Source organism: Nitrosomonas sp. Nm33, from assembly GCF_900107265.1.
In the GTDB taxonomy this organism is placed as follows: domain Bacteria; phylum Pseudomonadota; class Gammaproteobacteria; order Burkholderiales; family Nitrosomonadaceae; genus Nitrosomonas.
Window position 1 is genome coordinate 1 of the sequence record NZ_FNPJ01000020.1, and the last position, 24,091, is coordinate 24,091.

Genomic DNA, 24,091 nt, shown 5'->3' on the forward strand with positions numbered 1-24,091 from the left:
GGTCGTTCCTCTATTTTCTCTTTAAGCGGAGGGACAACTACCACTCCGCCTCGAGCCGCTCCTGCCAAAACTTCATCAAGAATTTGGGCTTCCTGCTCAAGCGTGGCAATCGCACGGTTACGGAGCGCCCGTTTCGTTCGAGGTGCTTCCTCCTCGCAGCGAGCAACTCTACAGTAGCGCGTGCGCATGCTACACGTCCATCTAATGGAACGTCCAATAGCCTTCGCCGTTTCCTCTAACGACATGCCCGGTTCCAAGGGCAGCAATACGGCTTGTGCCGCCCTCAATTCCTCTGCTGTTTTAGCTGTTCTCAATAATTCCCGGGCCGTTACTAATTGATCTATTCCACTTGCTTTTCTTGCCATGATTTTTTCCTCGTAATTCATGGCTATATTGTTTCATTTCTTCATTTTTCAATGCAAATTGGAATAAGATAATGATTGTTTCTTCCATATCAATTAATAAGGAGTGAATAAATATGCTTACAAAATACATTGATTACCAGGATGGCGATACCCAGCTGGAAGGTTATATGGCCTATCACGAAACAGACACCCCAAAACCGGCCGTGCTAGTTGCGCATGACTGGAGTGGTCGACGCGAATTTGCCTGTAAAGCAGCGGAAAGAGTCGCAGCAATGGGTTATGTGGGTTTTGCACTGGACATGTATGGTAAAGGTATTTTTGGTCGCGACGGAGACATTGAAGGTAACGCGGCACTCATGAATCCTTACGCAAGTGATAGAGCCCTGTTGAGGCAAAGAATTAACGCTGCATTACATGCAGTGCGAAAACTACCACAAGTCGATGCGGCAAGAATCGCGGCAATGGGCTACTGTTTTGGTGGAATGTGTGCACTGGAACTGGCTCGATCTGGTGCTGATGTAAAAGGTGTAATCAGTATTCATGGCATTTTTGCACCTGGTAATGTAGCCAATAAGAAAATGAGCGCTAAAGTACTCTGTTTACATGGTCATGATGACCCCATGGTGCCGCCAGAGCAAGTGTTAGCTTTTGAGAAGGAAATGACCGACGCAGGGGTGGACTGGCAGGTGCATGTCTATGGGGGTACCATGCATGCCTTTACCAATCCTGTTGCTAATAATCCCGCTTTTGGAACAGTCTACAAGGAAATAGCGGCAAAACGGGCTTATCAGTCGATTGCCAATTTTTTGGCCGAGATTTTCTAGAATAGCGTATACCACCAGTCAGCACAAAGGGCACGCCTTGCCTTTTGTGGCTCATCAAAAGCTACCAATGCTTCATTGCCTTGTTCCACTTATACAACATGGCAGCGAATTGATTGTAAGCAATCCGCCCTAGTTGTTTGATGATAGGCAAACTCAATAGCGTTGCCTTCCATTTTTCGTTAGGAGAATGCTGCCAAATGATGAGAAACGCATCGAAACCGATATAAATTTGATCATGTTCATCAACGACATGCAATCGCTCGCGTACCTGCTCAATCTCTGAATTGATCTCAGTAACTAATCGGGGATTCGAATGGATGTCTTTCCATTCGATCGAACATCCTTCCATCTTGCTTTTCTGGTTTTCTATGCCAGCTTTGCAAACCGGACAGGCTGAGTTGTAATAGGCTTTGATCGGTTTTCTTTCTTTATCCACTGAAAAATTAGGCTAGTGTTATTTCAAAAAGGTAACTCACTCCAAAGCTGATCAATCCGCATTTTGACCGCAGCATCCATTTCAATCGGTCTACCCCATTCGCGTGTCGTTTCTCCCGCCCATTTGTTGGTGGCATCCAATCCCATCTTACCACCCAGACCAGAGATGGGGCTCGCAAAATCCAGATAATCGATCGGGGTATTTTCCACAATCAAGGTATCCCGCGCGGGATCAACGCGTGTGGTAATCGCCCAAATGACTTCTTTCCAGTCACGGATATCAATATCATCGTCCGTGACAATGATAAACTTGGTATACATGAACTGACGCAAGAAACTCCATACCCCAAACATTACTCGTTTGGCGTGGCCTGGGTACTGCTTTTTCATACTGACCACAGCCATGCGGTAGGAACAGCCCTCTGGTGGCAGATAAAAATCGACAATTTCAGTAAATTGCTTTTGCAACAAAGGCACAAATACCTCGTTTAGTGCTACGCCCAGAATAGCCGGCTCATCAGGCGGTTTGCCAGTATAGGTGGAATGATAAATCGGGTTGCGGCGCATGGTGATGCGTTCGATAGTGAAAACCGGAAAAGTTTCCTGCTCGTTATAGTAGCCAGTGTGGTCACCATAAGGCCCTTCAATAGCAGTCTCATCGGGATAAATAAAACCTTCCAGCACAATTTCTGCACTGGCGGGCACTTGCAAGTCATGACTTAAGCATTTGACGACTTCCGTTTTGGCACCGCGCAATAATCCAGCAAACTGATATTCACTGAGGCTATCAGGCACCGGCGTGACAGCCCCCAGGATCGTTGCCGGATCAGCTCCCAAGGCGACTGCAACAGGATAGGGCTGGCCTGGATTGACCATGCAGAAATCACGATAATCCAGCGCTCCCCCTCTGTGCGCAAGCCATCGCATAATTACTTTATTTGGCGCAATGACTTGTTGTCGGTAAATACCAAGATTCTGCCGTGCCTTATGTGGGCCGCGCGTAACGGTAAGTCCCCAGGTAATCAGCGGAGCGACATCTCCCGGCCAGCATGTCTGAATAGGTAATTTGGCTAAGTCGATTGCCTGCCCTTCCCAGATGACCTCCTGACATGCGGCGCTGGAAGCTACCTTTGGCGCCATGTTGAGCACCTGCTTCAGCACTGGCAGCTTTTCCCATGCATCTCTCAGGCCTTTGGGGGGATCAGGTTCTTTGAGATAAGCCAGCAATTTGCCCACTTCCCGTAGCGCAGTGACGGATTCTTGCCCCATTCCCAATGCTACACGCTCAGGCGTGCCAAACAGGTTGCCCAAGACTGGGATACTATGCCCTTTCGGTTTCTCGAACAGCACAGCAGGACCGGCTTTTTTGAGTAATCGGTCACAAATTTCGGTCATTTCCAGCGAAGGATCAACCTCGGCCCTCACTCGTTTCAGTTCCCCTCGGTTTTCCAGTTGCACGAGAAAATCACGCAGATCTTTGTATCTCATTGATATAAATAGCCTAGAAGTTTCTTGTTATTCCATTTCCAAATCAAACCTGATACGAAGGCGTGCCACAGACGGATAAATAATACGGCAAGAAGAAGCCGATTAAGTCAGGTTTATCTAGAAATGAAATGATTAAGGAATCCAGCACAATCCCAGCAAATACTGTAGCACCAACCCAGTTATTATGCAGAAAAGCCTTGAAACAATTAGCAGGGTTACGCTCACGAATCAGAAAATACTGATAAATCACCAAGCCCAATGCCACTGCCAGTGAGAGATAATAAGGAACACCTCGTTGCAACAGCCATCCCACATAAACCATCACGCCCAGAAAGACAGTATGACACAGCATGATACCCGTTACGTCAAAACGCCCAAGGGTAATTGCAGATGTTTTGATGCCAATTTTGAGATCATCCGCTCGGTCAACCATGGCATATTCCGTATCATAGGCGATGACCCAGCATAAGTTGGCGAGCAGCAATAACCAGATGATGGCAGGTAGTTCACCGGTTTGCGCCGCAAATGCCATAGGGATGCCAAAACTGAAGGCAATACCAAGATACGCTTGCGGCATGACAAAGAAGCGTTTGGTAAAAGGATAAGTTCCAGCCAGAAACAGTGCACCCACAGAAAGCAGCAATGTCAATTGATTCAGTGGCAATATCAACAAAAATGCGCAAAAACTCAATCCTGCTGCCAGCAACACGACCTCTTTAGGGGTGACAATACCGACAGCCAACGGGCGGTTCTTGGTACGCTCAACATGAGGATCGATACGGCGATCGGCAAAGTCATTGATCGCGCACCCGGCTGAACGCATCAATATCGTGCCTATAACGAAAATAACCAGAATCATCAAATCAGGCAGACCATCAGCCGCCAACCACAGCCCCCACAAGGTAGGCCATAACAGCAACAAGATACCGATGGGCTTATCCAGCCTTATCAGTTTTGCGTAGGCGATAAACCGCTCTTTATTCATCATATTTTCAACCTCAGAATGGCTGGCAAAAAGACCTCAGTGACCAGTATCGGTTGTCCCTGTAATGTAAATAGTGAACGCCGTGCCCATAAACTAGGCGGTGGGGTCTGCAATCGCTGGCATGCTCGTTTAAAAAGCGGATGATGGGTATTCAGCAGTTTATAACCAAATTCAGCGCGTTTGATCATCGGATTGGTAAATAGCATGGTACCTAATGATCGATTGCCCAGGCGACTCAACCCACGCCACGCATCATCGAGGTGTTTCCTTGCAACCACTGAATGAGCAAATATCACGGGGGTATCGTTACAGTAAAGATACACTTCGCGCACTAAAGCCAATTCACTGCGACGCAAATTCATTATATCCAATTCATCGGCGCATGCAGGGGCAAGCGATTGAAAAACCGGCTCAACCAAAAACTTGCTACAGCGTTGCTGTATCAAGCGTGTCAGCGAGTCTCGATGCAACAACCACCAACGGATGTTAATTGCCGCATTGACGGGAACAGGATGCCACGCCAGTGACCGGTTAGCACTCATGAAGCAAAATGACAAAAGCTGAGATTATAAAGCAGACATAGAATAAATGATGTTAACTTTATTAAAAAGCAATATAGATCTACTTGCGATCAGGATTTTCAGGCAATATTATCAGTCCAATTTCTACTACTATTTAGAACATATACCCTGTTGCAAGCGCCTGCGCCCAATCATAATAGCGGCGTGAATCTGCCAGTTTGACCATAGAATCATGGTCATAGGGTACAGTGATAAGGGAAGCTATCCACTGATCCTTAATGCGCTCCACAATGGCATAGTGCGCATCTGGTGAGCCCGTTTCAATGACATGAAAATAAGGCGTTGCATCATCATAAGCTGGCAAACCTACACTACCCGGATTAACAACGAGCTGGCCGGATGAAGCCCGAATTGCTCGTGGCTTATGAGTATGTCCACACAGAACCAGTTTTGCCAGCGTTGTCCCCAGACGCTCATCTACTTCTTTACGCGTTGCCATACGTGCTCCTTGGGCCTCGACGGTTTCCAGGAAATAGGTTGAGTCGCTTGCCGGTGTACCATGACAAAGCAGGATGTCTTCTCCGAAATCTGCTTTATGCGGAAGAGATTTGAGCCAGGCAAGTTCTTTCGGCGTTAACTGGGAATAGGCTAATTCATCCACATCGGTACATTGCTCAGTACCATATGCGAGAAGTTGTCGATCATGGTTACCCGAGATATGGATCCAATCCTGTGCCATTAAATATTGTGCTGTTTCCAATGGCAGCAGTGGGCCTGATAAGTTATCACCGAGATTGACTACAGCATCAACACCGCTTTGCTTAAAATGTGCAACAACCGCTTCCAGTGCAGGTAAATTACCGTGGATATCTGACACGACAGCTATTCTCATAGCAAGCCTCCGCTTAGAAAAACGTTAGCCTTAATATTTACGATATTTACAATGTATAACCCCGCCTACCCTAGGATGAGATAGGCGAGGGATGAATACCGCCCAACGCAGCTATCGGGGCAGCCTGCAGATTTGTTTACAACCTCTTAGGAAAGTTGTTGGATTCCTGCTAGTAACCAGGCTGCATTACGACCCCTGAGATCTTTCTCAACATGCCAAATCTCATCAAATGACTCTGGCGATGCATCGGGTGATTCACGCAATTGCCCATTAAAGCGCACGCTGGCAATGGCCATATCATTTGTAACTGTGACATCCAGTAAGTTTGCATCAATGAAGAGCACCTCTGTTTTTTGAGGCTTGTCACCACTCTCGTTGATTTGTGCTTTAAGCTCAGCAAACATTTCAGGTGTAGTATATGCACGAATATCATCCAAATTATGTGCACCATACGCTTCCTGCAAATGAATAAACGAGAGTTTAGCATTACGCAAGAACGGCTCTACCTCGAAATCTGCAGGAATACTATTTGTAGCACCGTTGCTATCTGTAGTAGTCGAGCCAGTTTGCTCCATAGCTGGGGGTGCTACCGAGGTTGGAGGAGTTGGAGTGAGAATACTGCCAGCGCGATCTGCCCCGACACCCGAAAACTGTATTGGACGAGACACCTGATCTGTTCTGGGTTTACGCATCATGCGGATAATAAAGAATATGACGGCAGCCAGTACCACCAGCACCAACATATCCGCCATATTAATACCGTCAAAGGCTCCCCCCATGAACAGAGCTGCCAACAAACCACCCGCAGCTAACCCGGCCAATGCTCCGCCCCATTTGCTAGCGCCACCCGCTGCAGCAGCAGATGCAGGCGCTGCTGATTGAGATTGTGCTGGTTTTGGAGTAGCCTGTTGATTGATGGAATCGCGTTGCTTCCCAATACTTTTACCACTACCCATCCGTCTTGCCTCGGCGTCGTCAAATGGAAGTAAGGTAAAAGTAAACATGGCTAAAGTCAGAAGTGTCAGTATTTTCTTCACAATTATCTCCAAAAGTACTGTTAAAAAAATGAGTATAACATTATCGTTCGATTGTAGTGACTACTTGGAATTCCCCTAAACAATTTATTTTGTGCTGCTATATCGTAATTTTGAATCAAGTAGACTATTTATTCACAAGGTGAAGGAGTAATAACAATATGGCAACCACCCTGATTACCGGTACAAATCGTGGGATTGGATTAGAGTATGTCCGTCAATATGCTAAAGATGGCTGGCAGGTAATAGCCTGTTGCCGTCAACCTGAAAAAGCAGAAAATCTTAATCGACTCGCCACCCAATACCCGGATCACATCAGAATTTATGCACTTGATGTTGCAGATCATCAACAAATTGATCAATTATCCAGGTCGTTGGCTAACGAAACCATTGATCTGCTGATCAACAATGCCGGAGTTTATCCACCTTCTGATGATGGCGGTTTCGGCAGCATCGACTATACTGCATGGACTAATACCTTCCAAATCAATACGATGGCGCCACTCAAAATGGCTGGAGCTTTTGTCAATCAAATCAGCAACAGTAGCCTGAAAACAATTGCTACCATTACCAGTAAAATGGGAAGCATTGCTGACAATCAGCGTGGTGGCAGCTATATCTACCGCTCGAGCAAAGCAGCAGTCAATATAGTTGCCAAGAGTCTTGCTATTGATTTGAGAACTCGTGATATCATTTCAGTACTGTTACACCCAGGCTGGGTAAAAACCGATATGGGCGGACCAGATGCACTGATTTCAACGGAACAAAGCGTCACAGGCATGCGGCAGGTATTAAGGGGAATAACATTAGCAGATTCTGGAAAATTTTTTGCCTATGATGGACAAATAATCCCTTGGTAGCGCATCCTGATGAATTAGAAAACAAATGAAATACAGGAAGCAGGATTCACCGATTGCCCGTTCCACCCAATCAATGAGTTTTTCGCTCCCTCTTATCTTGCTCAATTTTAGATTTGGGGCAGGACATAAGTAGCTTTCAGACATCTTATTCCATTTCTAAATCAAACCTGACTTTGTTGGCTTTGCCTTGCCGTATTATTTATACGGCCTGTAGCTCGCTCTTGCGTCACGTTTGATTTGAAATAGAATTACCCGCTGTTAAAGTGGCTTATTCCAGCAATTTTTTCTTGAGTATCGTATTAACCTGAGCAGGATTCGCTTTCCCCTTGGTTGCTTTCATGACCTGACCAACAAGCGAGTTAAAAGCTTTTTCTTTGCCACTACGATAATCTGCCACTTGTTGTGGATTAGCAGCAAGAACCTCATCGATCAGCTTTTCGATTTCATTATCATCGGAAATCTGCTTAAGCCCTTTGGCAGCAATGATGGCATCAGCACTACCACCATACTCATTTTGCCACATACTATCAAAGACATCCTTGGCGCTTTTTCCAGAGATGGTGTCATCGCTGATACGCGCAAGTAATCCTGCCAGTTGCACAGGGCTAACCGGACATTGCGATATCTCGATATTCTCTTTATTGAGTCTGCCACTGACTTCACCCATGATCCAGTTGGCACAAAGCTTAGCCTGTGCGGGCAGTTGCTTGACTGTATTTTCAAAATAATCAGCTGTTTCTCTGGTTGCAGTCAGCACACTTGCATCATAGCTGGAAAGTCCATAATCTTCGATATAACGATTACGCCTTGCTTCCGGTAACTCTGGCAACATTGCCTTGACCTGCTCAATCCATTCTTTGGGAATACTCAACGGCAGTAAGTCAGGGTCAGGAAAATAACGATAATCATGCGCTTCTTCCTTGCTGCGCATGGTACGGGTTTCATCCCGATTAGCATCATACAGTCGCGTTTCCTGTCTGATGCTGCCGCCGTCCTCCAGGATTTCAATCTGTCGTCTAGCCTCAAAATCAATTGCTTTTTCGAGGAAACGGAATGAATTGAGATTCTTAATCTCACAGCGGGTACCGAGCTTTTCTGTTCCACGGGGCCGGACAGAGACGTTAGCGTCACAGCGAAATGATCCCTCCTGCATGTTGCCATCACAAATCCCGATCCATCGAACCAGGGTATGCAATGCTTTCGCATATGCAGCTGCTTCTGCACTACTGCGCAAATCAGGCTCAGAAACAATTTCCAGTAATGGGGTGCCGGCACGATTCAGATCGATACCACTCATCCCATGAAAATCTTCATGTAAAGACTTGCCGGCATCTTCTTCCAGGTGTGCACGGGTCAGCCGTACTGCTTTCTCGATATTACCCACCTGGATCTTAATGCTGCCGCCCTGTACCACAGGCAGCTCAAATTGGCTGATTTGATAACCTTTGGGTAAATCCGGGTAAAAATAATTTTTTCGCGCAAAGACGGAAGGCGAATTAATTTTTGCGCCAATCGCCAGACCAAATTTAATTGCACGCTCAACTGCACCATAATTCAATACTGGCAATACCCCCGGCAATGCGATATCGACTCCACATGCCTGGGTATTCGGTTGCGCTCCATAGGCGGTGGAAGCGCCTGAGAATATTTTCGATTGCGTCGAGAGTTGAGCATGTATCTCAAGACCGATAACTATTTCCCATTGCATGTTCAAAAAACCTCTCTTACTTCTGGAATAGCCGATAAATCATGAATAATTGTTTACTTTGCTTCAAACAAGCCGGCAGGTGCGCGCAAGTGCCAGTCTGTTACTTGCTGATATTGGTGCGCAATGTTTAACATCCGAGCTTCTTTGAAGTAATTACCAACAATATGCAGTCCCACCGGCCTGTTCTTACCCCCAAACCCGACAGGAATCGACATGGCGGGTAAACCGGCCAAATTCGCTGCAATGGTATAAATATCCGATAAATACATCTGTAATGGATCGTTGCTTCTTTCTCCAAGATTGAATGCTACTGCCGGTGAAGTCGGCCCCATGATGACATCACATTGCTTAAATGCTTCAGTAAAATCGCGTGCAATCAAACGGCGCAGTTTCTGCGCCTGGAGATAATAGGCATCGTAATAACCATGGGAAAGCACGTAAGTACCAATCAGGATACGACGTTTGACTTCTGCACCAAAACCTTCGGCTCGAGTTTTTTTATACATATCCTCGAGATCAGTATAGCGGGAAGCACGATAGCCGTAACGTACCCCATCGAAGCGAGAAAGATTACTGGATGCTTCGGCCGGCGCCAAAACATAATAAACCGGAATAGAAAGCATGGTATTGGGCAAGGAAACCTCAACCATCGTAGCCCCTAGCTTACGATACTCAGCAATAGCGGCTTCTACGGCACTTGCCACATCATTACTCATTCCTTTAGCAAAGTATTCCTTGGGTAGTCCGATACGTAGCTGCCCAAGTGGTTTTTCCAGATCACGCGTATAATCTTCAGATTCACGCTGCAGACTGGTCGAATCACGTCCATCGAACCCTACCATTACATTCAATAACAACGCCAGATCTTCAGCCGATTTAGCCATCGGACCACCCTGATCCAGGCTGGAAGCAAATGCGATCATGCCATAGCGAGAAACCAATCCATACGTTGGCTTGATGCCCGAGATACCGCATAGCGCTGCTGGTTGGCGTATGGAGCCACCCGTATCCGTCCCCGTTGCAGCGGGTACCATCCGCGCAGCTACTGCACATGCAGATCCACCAGAACTACCGCCGGGAACGGCCAGGGTATCCCATGGATTTTTGACCGGCCCATAATAGGAGGTTTCGTTACTTGACCCCATAGCGAACTCATCCATATTGGTCTTACCGATATTGACTGCTCCGACTTGATTGAAGCGCTCGATTACCATCGCATCATAGGGAGAGACAAAATTTGAGAGCATTTTCGATCCACAAGTCGTCAGCCATCCTGTGGCACAGAAAATATCTTTTTGTGCCACAGGAATTCCTGTGAGAGGATGCGCCTGACCTGATGCAATCATTTTGTCAGCAACTTGCGCCTGCGCAAGACTCATCTCTTCATTGATGGTAATAAAAGCATTTAACTCCGGATTAAGCGACTTAATGTGTTTAAGAAACGCTTCAGTCAGCTCGACGCTGGAAATTTTCTTTTCCAAAAGCTGTGTAGCGAGCTGCTTAAGACTAGCATTCAACATGGGGATTCAAAGGAGAATTACAAAAATTAACTGAAAAGAGGTAACATGCCTATGTTTTTACTCGATCACCTTAGGAACCAAATAAAGTCCTGCTTCTACCTGTGGGGCAATAGATTGAAATAGAATGTGTTGATCAGATTCTGTAACGACATCTTCACGCAACCGTTGTATCATATCTTGCGCATGACTCATTGGTACAATATTGGATGTATCTACAGCCTGCATCTGTTCGATCAGGCTAAAAACACCAGACAATTGTGCAAGCACTTGTTTTGATTCATCTTCATTAATTTCAATACGAGCAAGATTGGCTACACGTTTTACATCATCTACTGATAAAGTCATTTGCTGTCATAAGCTTTATATTCAAACACGTAATAGAGTATCATGACATGCCTGATGAGCACATACTTTTTGTAAACCCTATAGTGCTTGAACCACTTCTTTTTCTGAATCTGTCATCATTAATGGAATTTTGCCCTCATGTTTAACCTCCTGAACAATAACTTTCTAGGAAATTATTTCTCAACGGATATGGCAGTTGATCTAGGCACAGCCAATACACTGATCCATGTTCGCGGTCATGGTATCGTATTGAACGAACCATCCGTTGTTGCAATTAGACAAGAAGGAGGATCCAGCGGCAAGAAAGTGATCCAGCAGGTTGGACTTTCAGCAAAGCAAATGCTTGGGCGAACACCTGGCAACATTACTGCAATTCGCCCTATGAAGGACGGGGTAATTGCTGATTTTACCGTAACAGAACAGATGCTGAAACAGTTCATCAGAAAGGTAAACCCTCCTCGCCTGTTTTCTGCTAACCCACGCATTGTTATTTCTGTTCCCTGTGGCTCAACTCAAGTAGAGCGACGCGCAATTCGTGAGGCAGCTTTTGGAGCAGGCGCACGTAAAGTAGAACTTATAGAAGAACCGATGGCTGCTGCCATTGGAGCGGATTTACCTGTTGAGACGCCGACGGGGTCCATGGTGGTTGACATAGGCGGCGGTACGACTGAAGTTGCGGTGATTTCTCTGGGAGGAATTGTTTATTCAAACTCAGTACGTGTGGGGGGTGATAAATTTGATGAAGCAATCATCAATTATATTCGTCGCAATTACGGCATGATGATAGGTGAAGCCACTGCCGAGATCATCAAAACACAAATTGGCTCGGCTTACCCAGGATCAGAAGTACGTGAAATCGAAGTCAAAGGACGTAATCTGGCAGAAGGTATTCCACGCAGCTTTACGATTTCCAGTAATGAGATTCTGGAAGCAGTGACTGAACCATTGAACAGCATTGTCAGTGCAGTTAAAATTGCCCTGGAACATACCCCGCCGGAGCTAGGTGCTGACATTGCTGAAATGGGAATGGTCATGACAGGAGGTGGGGCTCTATTGCGTGATATTGATCGTCTATTGATGGAAGAAACCGGTTTATCAGCCATTATTGCAGAGGACCCGCTCACCTGTGTAGTGCGGGGCGCTGGCATCGCACTTGAAAATATCGATCGATCCATCGGTATTTTTGCTCGCGAATTTTAATCCGATTTCAATTTCTTATCATGGATTATTTATAATAAATAACCCAGTGACGAAATTTTAAAATTTAAAATGTGATGGAGACGGTTCCACAATTTTTCAGGGCTGGTCCGAGTCCCCAGGTACGTTTATTTTTTTTTGCATTGTTATCCATCCTTCTAATGGTAATGGATACTCGCTTTGGCTCCTTTTCTGGAATCCGCCAGACTGTTGGCACGATCATTTATCCTCTGCAACGGCTCGCATATATACCTGCGACTTTATTTGACCAGGTAGAAGAGCTAATAAACGATTTCCAACTGACGAAAGAAATTGCTTATCTCAGACAGCAATATTTCTTTAACCAGCAAAAACTTTTTCGCTTACAGATACTAGAAGAAGAAAATACCCAATTGCGAAAATTGCTGGGTGCTGCCCAGCAAACAGAAATCAAAGCGATCATGGCAGAAATTCTGTATGTCCCACGCGACCCCTTTAATCGCAAGGTTACACTCAACAAGGGAAGCTCTAGTGAGATTGCAGCAGGTCAAGTAGTCGTAGATGATTTAGGAGTCATCGGACAAATCACACAGATTCATCCTTTTTTATCCGAAGTCACGCTTGTCACGGATAAAGATCATTCTGTTCCGGTACAGGCTGCCCGTAATGGCTTGCGCTCGGTTATTTCAGGTACTGGGAAAAATAATGAGTTAGAGCTGCGCTATTTATCGGTCAATGCAGATATCGAAAAAGGCGACTTGCTTATCACCTCTGGCATCGGAGGAGTCTATCCTCCCGGTCTGCCAGTAGCGCGAGTAGAAAATATTGAGCATGATCGCTCACGAGATTTTGCCATCATTACGTGCACGCCTATCGCGGGTGTAAATAGAAACAGACAAGTATTGATCCTTTCGTTGTCATCGCCCATACCAGAGCAGCCCAAAGAAGAGCCAAAAAATACTGCTCAGCAAGAAAGGAAAAGCCGTGCCCGATGATTATCTTGATCAGGAGCTTCCTCTAGAGGCAAAAAGCAGCGTTATTTTATTCAGCCTGTTGATTGCGCTCTTGTTCAATCTATTGCCTCTACAAGAAATTATCCTGTTACTTCGTCCGGATTTTGTTGCGATTACGTTACTTTATTGGAGTATTCATCACCCACAGCGTATCGGAATGAGCCTTGCTTTTATTGCTGGCTTAGTAATGGATGTAAGTAATAGCAGCATTTTGGGTCAGCATGCCTTGGCTTATTGCGTGATCACATTCTTTGGAATGATATTGCATCGACGTCTACGATTATTCAATGTCTTTAAACAGGCACCCCAAATTTTCTGGGTATTGCTCATAGCTCAATTTGCGGTATTCTTGACAGGCTTGCTGGGGGGTACTTATTTTCCGGATTGGTATTACTTTTTTCCTAGCATTACAGGTGCATTATTGTGGCCTGTTATTTCATTCTTGCTGAGCATTCCTCAAAAACCGAAGAGCGATCCTAACGAACTATGAATTATGGGGTTGAGCTTCGTAATCATTTGCATGAATTACGACATTTCCACATCAGACTTGCGATCGCTGCGGGTTTTGTTGTGCTGTTATTTTGCCTGCTGCTTGCTCGTTTCTTTTATCTGCAGGTACTCCGAAGCGAGCATTACACTACCCTGGCAGAAGCTAATCGCATATCCATCATGCCGCTCGTTCCCAACAGAGGCCTCATTTTTGATCGCAATGGGGAAATACTCGCGCAGAATCATACGACCTATGCTCTGGAAATTGTGCCGAATCAAGTTCCCAATCTGGAATCGACCATAGATGAATTAGCAACTGTGATTGAAATCTCACAGGAAGATCGTCGACGATTTAATAAACTGAGGCGGGAAAGCACGCGCTTTAGAAGTTTACCCATTCGAACGCGCTTATCAGATGTTGAAGTAGCGAGCTTTGCAGTTAATCGTTACCGATTTCCTGGAATGGAAATCAAAGCACGATTACTTCGTCATTACCCTCACGCCGAGCTTTTATCACATGTAATTGGGTACATTGGCCGTATCAGTGATAAGGATCTTGAGCAACTCGAAAGCAATAATGAGCTTGAAAACTACCGCGGTTCTCTGCATATCGGAAGAATAGGCATTGAACAAAGCTATGAGAAACAATTACACGGAATAACCGGATTTGAGCAAGTTGAAACCGATGCAGCGGGTCGACTCGTACGAACATTATCCCATACCCCTCCCGTAGCCGGGAATGATTTAATCCTCTCTCTTGATCTCAAATTACAGCAAGCAGCAGAAAGAGCGTTTGGTGATTATCGTGGTGCATTGGTAGCAATGGATCCGAGGAATGGTGAAATTCTTGCTTTTGTCAGTAAACCGGGCTTTGATCCCAATCTGTTTATAGATGGCATCGATCATGTGAACTGGCGCTTACTCAATGAATCCATTGACAAACCTCTCAATAATCGTGCACTGAGAGGCATCTATCCCCCTGGCTCTACCTTTAAGCCTTTCATGGCGCTGGCTGGATTAGAATTAGGCAAGCGTACGGCCGACTATTCGATTAATGATCCAGGTTATTTTAGCCTGCCTGGTAGCTCCCACCGCTTTCGGGACTGGAGACCAGGCGGGCATGGCAGAGTTAATCTACACAAATCGCTTGTTATTTCCTGCGATACCTACTACTACACTCTTGCAAACGATCTGGGAATAAATAATATTTTCAGTTTTATCGGTCAGTTTGGGTTTGGCAGAAAAACCGAAATCGATATTCCAGGTGAAGTCACTGGTTTACTCCCCTCACCTGATTGGAAAAAGAAACGGTTTAACCAAAACTGGTTTCCTGGTGACACGATTTCCGTTGGAATCGGTCAAGGTTATAATTTAGCCACCCCGGCTCAACTGACCTTCGCCACCATGCTTCTTGCCAACAATGGTGTAGCATATCGTCCGCATTTTGTGAAACAGACTCAAGATAATGAGACTGGCCGCTTATATGAGAATAAGCTCAGCCAGATGTATACGCTTAATTTAAAAAAAGAGAATTTGACACGCGTCAGAAATGCGTTGGTCGATGTAACTCGCCCTGGTGGAACAGCAGCAAGAGCTGGTGCGAATGCAGCTTATACTTTTGCCGGCAAAACAGGCACCTCACAAGTGATAAATATTAAGCAAGGCGAACGCTACGTGGCTAGCAAGATACAGGAACGTCATCGTGATCATGCGCTATTTATAGCTTATGCACCAGCAGAAGATCCCAAAATTGCACTGACGATATTGGTTGAAAATGGCGGCTCTGGTGGCTCGACTGCTGCCCCCATTGCACGCCAGGTATTGGATTATTTTTTTCTCGGGAAAACACCTGAACCAATTCTTGCTGAAAAAGCAAATAATCGATCACATTAAGAAAATAACAAACGATCAATTCCACTTCCAAATCAAATATGACGCAAGAGCGAGCTGCAGACAGTATTCATAATACAGCAAGGAGAAACCGACAAAGAAGTTGTGAAAAAATCGTAGCGAACACTCCAAGCGCAAGGCGGACGGAACGCAGCGATGAGACATATCGAGTAGATAGGCGAGGAGCGAGTACCGCCCAACACAGTGATTGGAGTGCGTAGTAGATTTATTCATAACCTCAAAGTCAGATTTGATTTAGAAATGAAATAACATACATTAACTAAAACAACTGCTTGTTTAGCAGTTCATTACCATCGATCAATTATCGTATTGATGATTAGTTGTTATGATTGAATTTAAACGCTTATGGCATTATCTCACACGCTATATCGATAATTTCCTGTTAGCGGGCATCTTTCTATTGATGCTGGTTGGATTGGTCGTGCTCTATAGCGCGAGCGGTGGAAATTTAGTTCGGGTTAGCAGCCAAATTTTAAATATGATCGTGGCGCTGATAATTATGTGGTTAATAGCCAATATTCCGCTTCAGCAGATTATGCGCCTTGCCTTGCCATTGTACATCCTGGGGATCATACTTTTGATTAGCGTGGCATTATTTGGTGAGATACAAAATGGAGCACGACGCTGGCTAAACTTAGGAATCACTAGGATACAGCCTTCCGAGTTGTTAAAAATTGCTGTCCCTCTTATGATGGCATGGTATTTTGATAAATCGGAAATAGCCCTGCGCCTACGTGATTATGCTGGTGCCGCTTTAATTTTACTCTTACCCGTGCTTCTGATCGCACGCCAACCTGATTTGGGAACGGCCTTACTGATTACAGCAAGTGGCTTTTATGTTATCTATTTTGCAGGCTTATCCTGGCGGGTCATGGCTGGTTTGCTTGTTACCGCTGGCGGCATACTGCCGCTATTCTGGTCATTTGCAATGCATGACTATCAGCGCAAGCGTATTCTAACCATGCTTGATCCTTCTCAAGATCCGTTGGGAGCTGGCTATCATATTATTCAATCCAGCATTGCCATCGGCTCCGGAGGTATTGCTGGCAAAGGATGGCAAAATGGAACACAATCCCAGCTAGATTTTTTACCCGAGCAAAGCACCGATTTTATTTTTGCAGTATTTTCAGAGGAATTTGGTTTAATCGGGAATGGTTTGTTATTATTGTTGTATCTGGTAATCATCGGGCGCTGCTTAATCATTACAGCCAATGCACCGACACAGTTTACCCGCCTCGTTGCTGGTTCGATCACATTGACTTTCTTTACTTATATATTCGTCAATATGGGAATGGTCAGTGGAATCCTGCCGGTGGTAGGGATACCCCTTCCATTGATCAGCTATGGAGGCACATCTCTGGTAACAATGTTACTAGGTTTTGGCATTTTGATGAGTATACAAACGCACCCTAAACTGGTAAAAACATAAGGATGGTATACCCATGATGACAAGTACACTTCATTCTTTTTCTCATCGCTGGATAGCTTGTTCCATTCCACTCATATTCATCATTATCCTGATCATACTGGCAGGTTGTAGTAACTTGTCGCAATATGCTGGGTCACGGGAAAAAGGCTCTGCTACTTCGTCAACTTTCTCTGCAAGAATCAAAGGGGGAGGCTATTATCTTGATGATGGCCCTCCCGACAATCCACCAGCCAATTTGGATTCTATTCCAGATGCTATCCCCCGCATTGAACCCTTAAGGCCAGCCAACATGCGTCCTTATGATGCCTTGGGGCAGACATTTACCCCCATGACATCCCTCACTCCTTACACAGCACAAGGCATTGCCTCATGGTATGGACGCCGTTACCACGGTAAACAAACTGCTTCTGGAGAAGTGTATGATATGTTTGCCATGACAGCTGCTCATCCAACTTTACCCATTCCCAGTTATGTGCGTGTGACCAACCTTAAAAATGGCAAGTCGATCGTCGTGCGCATTAATGATCGAGGTCCTTTCTTGGCTAATCGAGTGGTTGATCTTTCCTATACTGCAGCATACAAACTGGATGTACTCACAAAGGGAAGCGCTCCAGTTAAAGTTGAAGCAATCATTCCAGGAGTGGCATCGTCTCCTCAAGCAGAAAAAATCGTGTCTACCCAACCGCCTAGTACACAAAATACTAAAATCTATTTACAGCTGGCTGCATTTGGTTCTGCCAGCAATGCGCACAACTTTCTTTCACAAATACGTTCCGAATTACCCTCAATCACTCATCAAACTGGCATCACTAATGAGGATGGATTATACAAAATCCGCACAGGCCCCTATCCGAGTGAAATATCCGCCAGAAAAAGTGCTAATGAGATCACACAACGTATTGCTGTCAAACCGATATTGACGATCGCTAACCGATAATCACATTGTTACGATTAAAGGATATTTTTCTCTTATCCTTCTCCTGTAAAGCCAAGTTTGTAATTATTTTAATTTTTAATATAAATAGCAGTAGCAGGAAAAGGTAATATTCTATGAATAAAGGTTTTGTGTTAAATATTTTTACTTTTCTATTGGGAATTAGAATAACTAGCGATCATGCCAGTAGCGACGACTAATCTCACGCCAACTGCTCACTGTTATGCTATCCTCTTTAAACTGTAGCAAAACTGCTCCATCGCGATCGCTGCGCATCAATTCACTCCCCAGGTCACGGTAACGTTCAACCACTTTCTCATTTGGGTGCCCAAAGTGATTACGATAGCCAACGCTAAATAGCGTAAGCCAGGGATTGACTTGTCGGATAAAAGTTTCCGTCGAAGAAGTTTTGCTGCCATGATGAGGTGCAATCAAAACCGTTGCGGAGAGCTGTTGACCCGCACGCACTAACAAGTCACGCTCTGTATCCTTTTCGATATCAGCAGGCAACAGCACACTGCCATGGCGTGTAGTAATTTTCAACACACAACTGGTTTCGTTAGTTTTTCGTTTAGCAAGATCATAGCTTTGCGCTAAAGGGTGCAGCAATTCAAAGTGAACATCATCCCATTGCCATGATTCACCTGCATGACATGGTTTACTATTTGTAGCGGCCTGCTGAATTGGATGATCGCTATTTAGCGATGATAGCAATGATTTCACGGGTATTGCTGCCAGCACCGATAAAGCACCGCCACTGTGATCTGAGTCAGCATGGGATATCAGCATGAGATCAAGCTGCCTGATTCCCTGACCGCGTAAAAATGGCACGATAATACGTGCGCCACTATCGGTTTCTCCATAGTTTGGCCCAGCATCGTATAACAGCGTATGATGTTCGGTACGCACCACCACAGCTAGCCCCTGCCCAACATCCAGCATAGTCAGCCACATTTCACCAGTTGCTGGCTTGGGAGGAGAAATCATGAACATTGGCAGCAATGCCACCATCCCAAGCCATCTGGCAGGAAAGCCAGAAAAAATTCCCATACCCGAACCACCAGGCAGAAACAACCAGACGACACCTGCCATACCTGCAATTAACGCCCATAAGGGAGGAGCAGGTTGCTGCCAAACAGCTTGAGGGGTTTCACTTAGCCATTTCAGCAGCAGCATACCGGCACTTAATATTTCATGAGCAGGTAAGAGTAGAAAATCAAATAATGGCACAATTGCAAGTAACGTCAGCGGTACTACCACCAAACTCACTAGCGGGATAGCGATAGCATTCGCTATCGGCGCAATCACTGACACTTGCTGAAACATGACTAGCAATAAAGGGCTCAATCCCAGTGTAATCACCCATTGAACACGAGCCCAACTGATGATCGCACCCATCTTGCCAATTCGGCCAAACGTCACAAGCGTGATCAGCGCAATCGCACCAAACGATAACCAGAAACCAGGTGAGATCACTGCCCAAGGATCGAATACCACTACGATCAATAACGCCCCTACTAGTACAGCAGGCATCGATACCCTACGATCACTCCAGAGTGCGATGGCTATGATTGCCAGCATCAGGAAGGTACGTCTAGTTGGCACTGAGAAACCAGTCAATAACGCATAACATAGTGCTGCCAAGACGCCTGCGGTAACAGCCATTTTACGTGCCGGTAGCCAATAAGATAAACGCAAACTTCGACGCCATAGCCAATAAACAAGCCCAAAAACCATCCCTGATACCATCGTGACATGAAGCCCTGAGATAGACATAAGATGATTCGTGCCCGTACGAGTGAAAATTTGCCACTGTTCATGAGGAATAGCTTGTTGATCTCCTATCGCCAGGGCAATTTGAATACCTGCATAAGAATGGTCTGCCAAAACTTGACTAAAGCGTGTGTGAATCTGCTGACGAACATGTTCAATCAGGTATTTGGGATAATTGACCCATCCATCCAGGCGCACATTATTTGCTGATATGCGTACATAACCTATCGCTCGTATATTGCGCTCCATGGCTTTTGCTTCAAAATCAGAGCCATGGGGATTGGCATTGCCATGGGGACGCTTCAATCGTACTGTTAGTCGCCAGCGCTCACCGACATTGACTTGAGGAAGAGTCGACGTGCTGATTTCCTCATATTTCCCACCCATTTTGTACCAAGTCAGCAAAATATGCGCAGGCACCGCTGCTTCTGATGTCAACACCTGCTCGACATCAAACCGGAAACGCACACCTCGATCGATTATTTGCGGTAATTCTGCGATGACGCCTATTAGCTCGATGTCACGGCTTTCCCATTCATGGGGTAAGGTATCTGCCATACGCCAGTAAGCAAACATCGCCGCCCAGAAAAAACCTAATCCAAGAAAAAGGCCAAATGACAGAATTTTTCGGAGGGCAAGGAAGGTATTTGGGTAAAAATAACTGTAAAAAAATAACAATACTGCGGCAGGAAATAACACTACCATCCATCGCATTTCAGGCAACTCAGCTTGCAGCTGTAATAAGCACACGCCGAAGACAAAGGCAAGGCTATAGATTTGTCTCAGCAATTTTTGATTCCATGTAATTCCATTTCTAAATCAAACCTGACTTTGCTGGCTTCTCCTTGCCGTATTACTTATACTGTCTGCGGCTCGCCTTTGTGTCATGCTTGATTTGGAAACAGAATAAAAGGTGTGTAATGAATTTTTGCAATCAACAAAAAAGAAGAATCGTCTTTTATATACGGCGGAAAATTTCAGAAGCTGAGGAAATCAGCATCAGTGATAGGCGAATAAAACTTAAAATAGTCGGTGGTTACGCAACGAATAGTGCTGATAGGATAATTTTTTCAAAGATTTGGTCAGCTTTACATGATTAACGTTACCGCGAAATGATCATTTATGGTTAAAATGCAGGATTTAATTTTTAGAGAGACTAAATTATATGTATCGCATTGCTCCAAGCATTCTATCTGCAAATTTTGCCAAACTGGGAGAGGAAATCACGAACGTCCTTGATTCAGGTGCAGATATCATCCACTTTGATGTCATGGATAACCATTATGTCCCAAATTTGACGATCGGCCCATTGGTGTGTGAAGCGATACGCCCTTTAACCAAGGCAATGATTGACGTCCATTTGATGGTTGAGCCAGTAGATCGCATCGTTCCTGACTTTGCCAAGGCAGGTGCCAATATTATTTCCTTCCACCCGGAAGCTTCCAGGCACATTGACCGCACTATTGGTCTTATTAAAGAACAAGGATGCAAAGCAGGATTGGTATTCAATCCCGCCACCCCTCTTACCTATCTTGATCATGTTTTGGATAAGCTTGATTTGGTGTTAATCATGTCAGTCAACCCCGGTTTTGGCGGACAAAAATTTATCCCTGAAGCACTCAATAAATTAACAGAAGTCCGGAAACGCATCGATGCCAGTGGCAAAGACATTCTGCTGGAAATCGATGGTGGTGTAAAAGTTGATAATATCGCTGAAATCGCGCGCGCAGGCGCCGATACGTTTGTTGCTGGATCAGCCATTTATAGTGCAGGTAAAGACAGTGACCCCCATTGCTATGATACGATTATCTCGGCAATGCGAGCAGAGTTAGCAAAAGCTTAGTATCTTTTACTACCATCACCTGAATAAAAACGAATGAATCAAAACAACTTGCGCCCTTCAGAAATTGAGTTTCCTCTCCCCATTAAGGCTGTTGTCATCGATCTGGATGGTACGCTGCTTGATACAGCAATGGATCTTGCTTCTGCCGCGAACAAGATGCTGGTGGAGCTTGGCAAACCGGAATTACCGCTGGTTACGATCCAGACCTTTATAGGAAAAGGCATTCAGAAACTGGTAAAACGTTCATTGACGAATAGTCTGGATGAGGAACCAGAACCTGAATTATTCAATAAGGCCTTGCCTATTTATGAGCGAAATTATCGTGAGAATTTGTATACCCACACTCGTCCCTACCCAGGGGTCGTTGACGGATTGGATACGCTCAAAAAGGATGGGTTCAAATTAGCCTGTATAACCAATAAAGCTGAAGCATTCACCTTGCCCTTATTACGCGCAGCCAACCTGCTGCATTATTTTGAGATTGTATTGTCAGGCGACACTCTGCCCAAAAAGAAACCCGATCCCCTGCCCTTGCTACATGCTTGCAACCACTTTCAAATTAAACCATGTGAATTGCTGTTAATTGGCGACTCACTCAATGACGCGATTGCAGCGCGTGCAGCGGGTTGCAATATCTTCTGCGTTCCCTACGGTTATAATGAGGGACAGGATGTTCATGAATTGGATTGCGATGCGATCATTTCTTCACTACTAGAGGCAACGAAATTAATCAAACAATAATTAAAAGGGATTTGAATAATTTTCATGATAGTCACTCTACTCACCCGCATATAGATGATCTGCTCGATGATAATCAGTAAGAAACACATCGTTAAATTACATCTGTTTTAAAAAAAGGTGAGTGTGTGACTCAAAGTGAATTCAATAAGCTGGCAGCAGAGGGTTACAACCGTATTCCCTTGGTATTGGAAACTTTTGTTGATCTTGATACACCGCTTTCAGTTTATCTCAAACTGGCTAATCAACCTTACTCCTACTTGTTGGAATCGGTGCTGGGTGGTGAGCGTTTTGGACGTTATTCCGTCATTGGATTACCTGCAAAAACACGCATAGAAGCGTATGGCAATGAAGTCGATATCATCAATGATTCCGCTTCTAAGAAAATTAATGTCGGGAATGTACTGGACTTTATTGAATCCTATCTGGCTGATTTTAAAATTGCACCCTACGCTGACCTACCCCGTTTCTGCGGAGGATTAGCAGGCTATTTTGGCTATGATACCGTACGCTATATCGAACCGAGACTAGCGGACCATGCTCGGTCCGATACCTTGCATACGCCGGATGTATTGCTGTTGCTATCTGAAGAATTAGCCGTAGTGGACAATCTTTCTGGAAAGCTCTATCTCATCATTTATATCGATCCACATTCGAATAACGCTTATCAGGCAGGGAAAAATCGGTTAAAAGAGCTGCTGACCAGGCTGCGACAACCTTTATCCATTCCGATAGAAAAGCCAAGCAAGCCGGGTATTGCTGTCAGTGAATTTAAGGAAGCCGATTTCATCACCGCCGTAGAACGAGCCAAGCACTATATCGTTGAGGGCGATATTATGCAGGTCGTCCTTTCACAACGTACCAGCAAGCCCTATTCAGCCTCTCCGCTTGCACTTTATCGCGCACTACGTAGCATCAACCCCTCCCCTTACATGTTTTATTATCATCTGAATGATTTTCATATCATCGGAGCCTCTCCCGAGATTTTAGTGCGGCTTGAAAATGACATGGTTACAGTTCGCCCGATCGCAGGAACCCGTCCTCGTGGCAAGAATATGCAGGAAGATTCAGCGTTAGCGGCTGATTTACTGGCAGATCCCAAGGAACGGGCCGAACATGTCATGCTGATGGATCTAGGACGTAACGATATTGGCCGCGTCGCTCAAGCCGGTACAGTCAAAGTAACCGAGAATATGCAAATCGAGCATTACTCACATGTCATGCATATAGTTTCCAACGTAGAAGGTAAGCTCAAATCAGGTTTGAATGCGATTGACGTATTACGCGCCACCTTCCCCGCTGGAACAGTCAGTGGCGCACCCAAAGTCAGAGCAATGGAAATCATTGACGAACTGGAAATCTCCAAACGTGGTATTTATGCGGGTGCAGTCGGCTACCTGGGTTTTAATGGCGATATGGACCTTGCTATTGCTATCCGTACCGGCATTATCAAGGATGGCAAGCTATACGTCCAGGCAGGCGCCGGTATCGTTGCCGACTCCGTGCCGCGGAACGAATGGATCGAAACACAAAATAAAGCTAGAGCCATATTACGTGCGGCAGAAATTGCTGAAAATGGACTGGATAGCAAAATCGATTAAAGTTTTTTTAACAACTGCCGATATCTAAAACTATATTTAACTGCAGAAACCAAATTATAAGAAAAGTAAATTGTCATTTTTTTTATGCAATTTTAAAAAAGAAGGCCATCTCAACAAATCTTCTTCTGTTCATAGCAAACTGTTGCACTGCAAATCTGCATAAATGCTGGATTTCTATAGACTTAAATTAAATGTCATATAACACTT

The 24,091-nt window shown here is 45.1% G+C and carries 22 protein-coding genes; 11 read left to right on the top strand and 11 right to left on the bottom strand.

Features of this window, described 5'->3' with window-relative positions:
- On the bottom strand, positions 1-365 hold a 365-nt coding region (locus tag BLV54_RS06065), incomplete at its 3' end, for a winged helix-turn-helix domain-containing protein (protein WP_143032427.1).
- Between the two features lie 113 nt (positions 366-478).
- Between BLV54_RS06065 and BLV54_RS06070 the strand changes: the two genes are divergently transcribed.
- The gene (locus tag BLV54_RS06070; RefSeq protein WP_090569234.1) at positions 479-1,189 is read left to right on the top strand and encodes a dienelactone hydrolase family protein; all 711 of its coding nucleotides are present in this window, start codon (positions 479-481) and stop codon (positions 1,187-1,189) included.
- Between the two features lie 61 nt (positions 1,190-1,250).
- Here BLV54_RS06070 and BLV54_RS06075 read toward each other — a convergent pair whose 3' ends face one another.
- The 6 genes from BLV54_RS06075 to BLV54_RS06100 form a co-directional block, all read right to left on the bottom strand.
- Entirely contained in the window at positions 1,251-1,625 is a 375-nt protein-coding gene (locus BLV54_RS06075) for a thiol-disulfide oxidoreductase DCC family protein (RefSeq protein WP_090569237.1), read from the bottom strand.
- 23 nt (positions 1,626-1,648) lie between these two features.
- Positions 1,649-3,112: a 4-hydroxy-3-polyprenylbenzoate decarboxylase gene (gene ubiD / locus BLV54_RS06080; protein WP_090569240.1), complete on the bottom strand. Its 1,464-nt coding sequence runs from the start codon at positions 3,110-3,112 to the stop codon at positions 1,649-1,651.
- 43 nt (positions 3,113-3,155) lie between these two features.
- On the bottom strand, positions 3,156-4,100 hold the full coding sequence (gene ubiA, locus BLV54_RS06085) for a 4-hydroxybenzoate octaprenyltransferase (RefSeq protein ID WP_090569244.1): 945 nt from the start codon (positions 4,098-4,100) through the stop codon (positions 3,156-3,158).
- Positions 4,097-4,639, bottom strand: a complete 543-nt coding sequence (locus BLV54_RS06090) for a chorismate--pyruvate lyase family protein (RefSeq protein WP_090569247.1) — start codon at positions 4,637-4,639, stop codon at positions 4,097-4,099. Before BLV54_RS06090 ends, ubiA begins: the two co-directional genes overlap by 4 nt.
- A gap of 133 nt (positions 4,640-4,772) precedes the next feature.
- Positions 4,773-5,510 (bottom strand): metallophosphoesterase family protein, encoded by a 738-nt coding sequence (locus BLV54_RS06095; protein WP_090569250.1) that lies wholly within the window; start codon positions 5,508-5,510, stop codon positions 4,773-4,775.
- Positions 5,511-5,656: 146 nt separating this feature from the next.
- Complete coding sequence (locus tag BLV54_RS06100) at positions 5,657-6,547, bottom strand: Tim44 domain-containing protein (RefSeq protein ID WP_090569253.1); 891 nt, start codon at positions 6,545-6,547, stop codon at positions 5,657-5,659.
- Positions 6,548-6,705: 158 nt separating this feature from the next.
- Here BLV54_RS06100 and BLV54_RS06105 point away from each other — a divergent pair, with 158 nt between their 5' ends.
- Positions 6,706-7,404 (top strand): SDR family oxidoreductase, encoded by a 699-nt coding sequence (locus BLV54_RS06105; RefSeq protein WP_090569256.1) that lies wholly within the window; start codon positions 6,706-6,708, stop codon positions 7,402-7,404.
- A 268-nt stretch (positions 7,405-7,672) separates the two neighbouring features.
- Here the strand turns inward: BLV54_RS06105 and gatB are convergent, their stop codons facing one another.
- Genes gatB through gatC form a run of 3 tightly spaced genes read right to left on the bottom strand, consistent with a single transcriptional unit; the run spans position 7,673 to position 10,977 of the window.
- On the bottom strand, positions 7,673-9,112 hold the full coding sequence (gatB, locus tag BLV54_RS06110; protein WP_090569260.1) for an Asp-tRNA(Asn)/Glu-tRNA(Gln) amidotransferase subunit GatB: 1,440 nt from the start codon (positions 9,110-9,112) through the stop codon (positions 7,673-7,675).
- 53 nt (positions 9,113-9,165) lie between these two features.
- Positions 9,166-10,632, bottom strand: coding sequence for an Asp-tRNA(Asn)/Glu-tRNA(Gln) amidotransferase subunit GatA (gatA, locus tag BLV54_RS06115; protein WP_090569263.1), 1,467 nt, complete (start codon positions 10,630-10,632; stop codon positions 9,166-9,168).
- Between the two features lie 57 nt (positions 10,633-10,689).
- Entirely contained in the window at positions 10,690-10,977 is a 288-nt protein-coding gene (gene gatC, locus BLV54_RS06120; RefSeq protein ID WP_090569266.1) for an Asp-tRNA(Asn)/Glu-tRNA(Gln) amidotransferase subunit GatC, read from the bottom strand.
- A 138-nt stretch (positions 10,978-11,115) separates the two neighbouring features.
- Between gatC and BLV54_RS06125 the strand changes: the two genes are divergently transcribed.
- From BLV54_RS06125 to BLV54_RS17095, 6 genes are all read left to right on the top strand, one after another.
- Positions 11,116-12,177: a rod shape-determining protein gene (locus BLV54_RS06125; protein ID WP_090569269.1), complete on the top strand. Its 1,062-nt coding sequence runs from the start codon at positions 11,116-11,118 to the stop codon at positions 12,175-12,177.
- A 74-nt stretch (positions 12,178-12,251) separates the two neighbouring features.
- Positions 12,252-13,148: a rod shape-determining protein MreC gene (gene mreC, locus BLV54_RS06130; protein ID WP_090569272.1), complete on the top strand. Its 897-nt coding sequence runs from the start codon at positions 12,252-12,254 to the stop codon at positions 13,146-13,148.
- The gene (gene mreD, locus BLV54_RS06135; RefSeq protein ID WP_256329197.1) at positions 13,138-13,656 is read left to right on the top strand and encodes a rod shape-determining protein MreD; all 519 of its coding nucleotides are present in this window, start codon (positions 13,138-13,140) and stop codon (positions 13,654-13,656) included. Before mreC ends, mreD begins: the two co-directional genes overlap by 11 nt.
- Positions 13,653-15,548, top strand: coding sequence for a penicillin-binding protein 2 (gene mrdA / locus BLV54_RS06140; RefSeq protein ID WP_090569282.1), 1,896 nt, complete (start codon positions 13,653-13,655; stop codon positions 15,546-15,548). The genes mreD and mrdA overlap by 4 nt, the downstream gene beginning before the upstream one ends.
- Positions 15,549-15,891: 343 nt before the next feature.
- Positions 15,892-16,995, top strand: a complete 1,104-nt coding sequence (gene rodA, locus BLV54_RS06145; protein ID WP_090569284.1) for a rod shape-determining protein RodA — start codon at positions 15,892-15,894, stop codon at positions 16,993-16,995.
- A gap of 13 nt (positions 16,996-17,008) precedes the next feature.
- Positions 17,009-17,932 carry a septal ring lytic transglycosylase RlpA family protein gene (locus BLV54_RS17095; RefSeq protein WP_305367533.1) on the top strand — a complete coding sequence of 308 codons (924 nt, stop codon included), beginning with the start codon at positions 17,009-17,011 and terminating at the stop codon, positions 17,930-17,932.
- A gap of 168 nt (positions 17,933-18,100) precedes the next feature.
- On the opposite strand, the gene BLV54_RS06155 is transcribed toward BLV54_RS17095, so the two are convergent.
- Positions 18,101-20,491: a DNA internalization-related competence protein ComEC/Rec2 gene (locus BLV54_RS06155; protein ID WP_256329198.1), complete on the bottom strand. Its 2,391-nt coding sequence runs from the start codon at positions 20,489-20,491 to the stop codon at positions 18,101-18,103.
- Between the two features lie 376 nt (positions 20,492-20,867).
- Here BLV54_RS06155 and rpe point away from each other — a divergent pair, with 376 nt between their 5' ends.
- The 3 genes from rpe (at position 20,868) to trpE (ending at position 23,884) form a co-directional block, all read left to right on the top strand.
- Entirely contained in the window at positions 20,868-21,545 is a 678-nt protein-coding gene (gene rpe / locus BLV54_RS06160) for a ribulose-phosphate 3-epimerase (protein WP_090569287.1), read from the top strand.
- Between the two features lie 33 nt (positions 21,546-21,578).
- A complete protein-coding gene (locus tag BLV54_RS06165; protein WP_090569290.1) occupies positions 21,579-22,286 on the top strand; it encodes a phosphoglycolate phosphatase in 708 nt (235 codons plus the stop codon).
- Between the two features lie 125 nt (positions 22,287-22,411).
- Positions 22,412-23,884: an anthranilate synthase component I gene (gene trpE / locus BLV54_RS06170; protein ID WP_090569293.1), complete on the top strand. Its 1,473-nt coding sequence runs from the start codon at positions 22,412-22,414 to the stop codon at positions 23,882-23,884.
- Positions 23,885-24,091 lie beyond the last annotated feature (207 nt).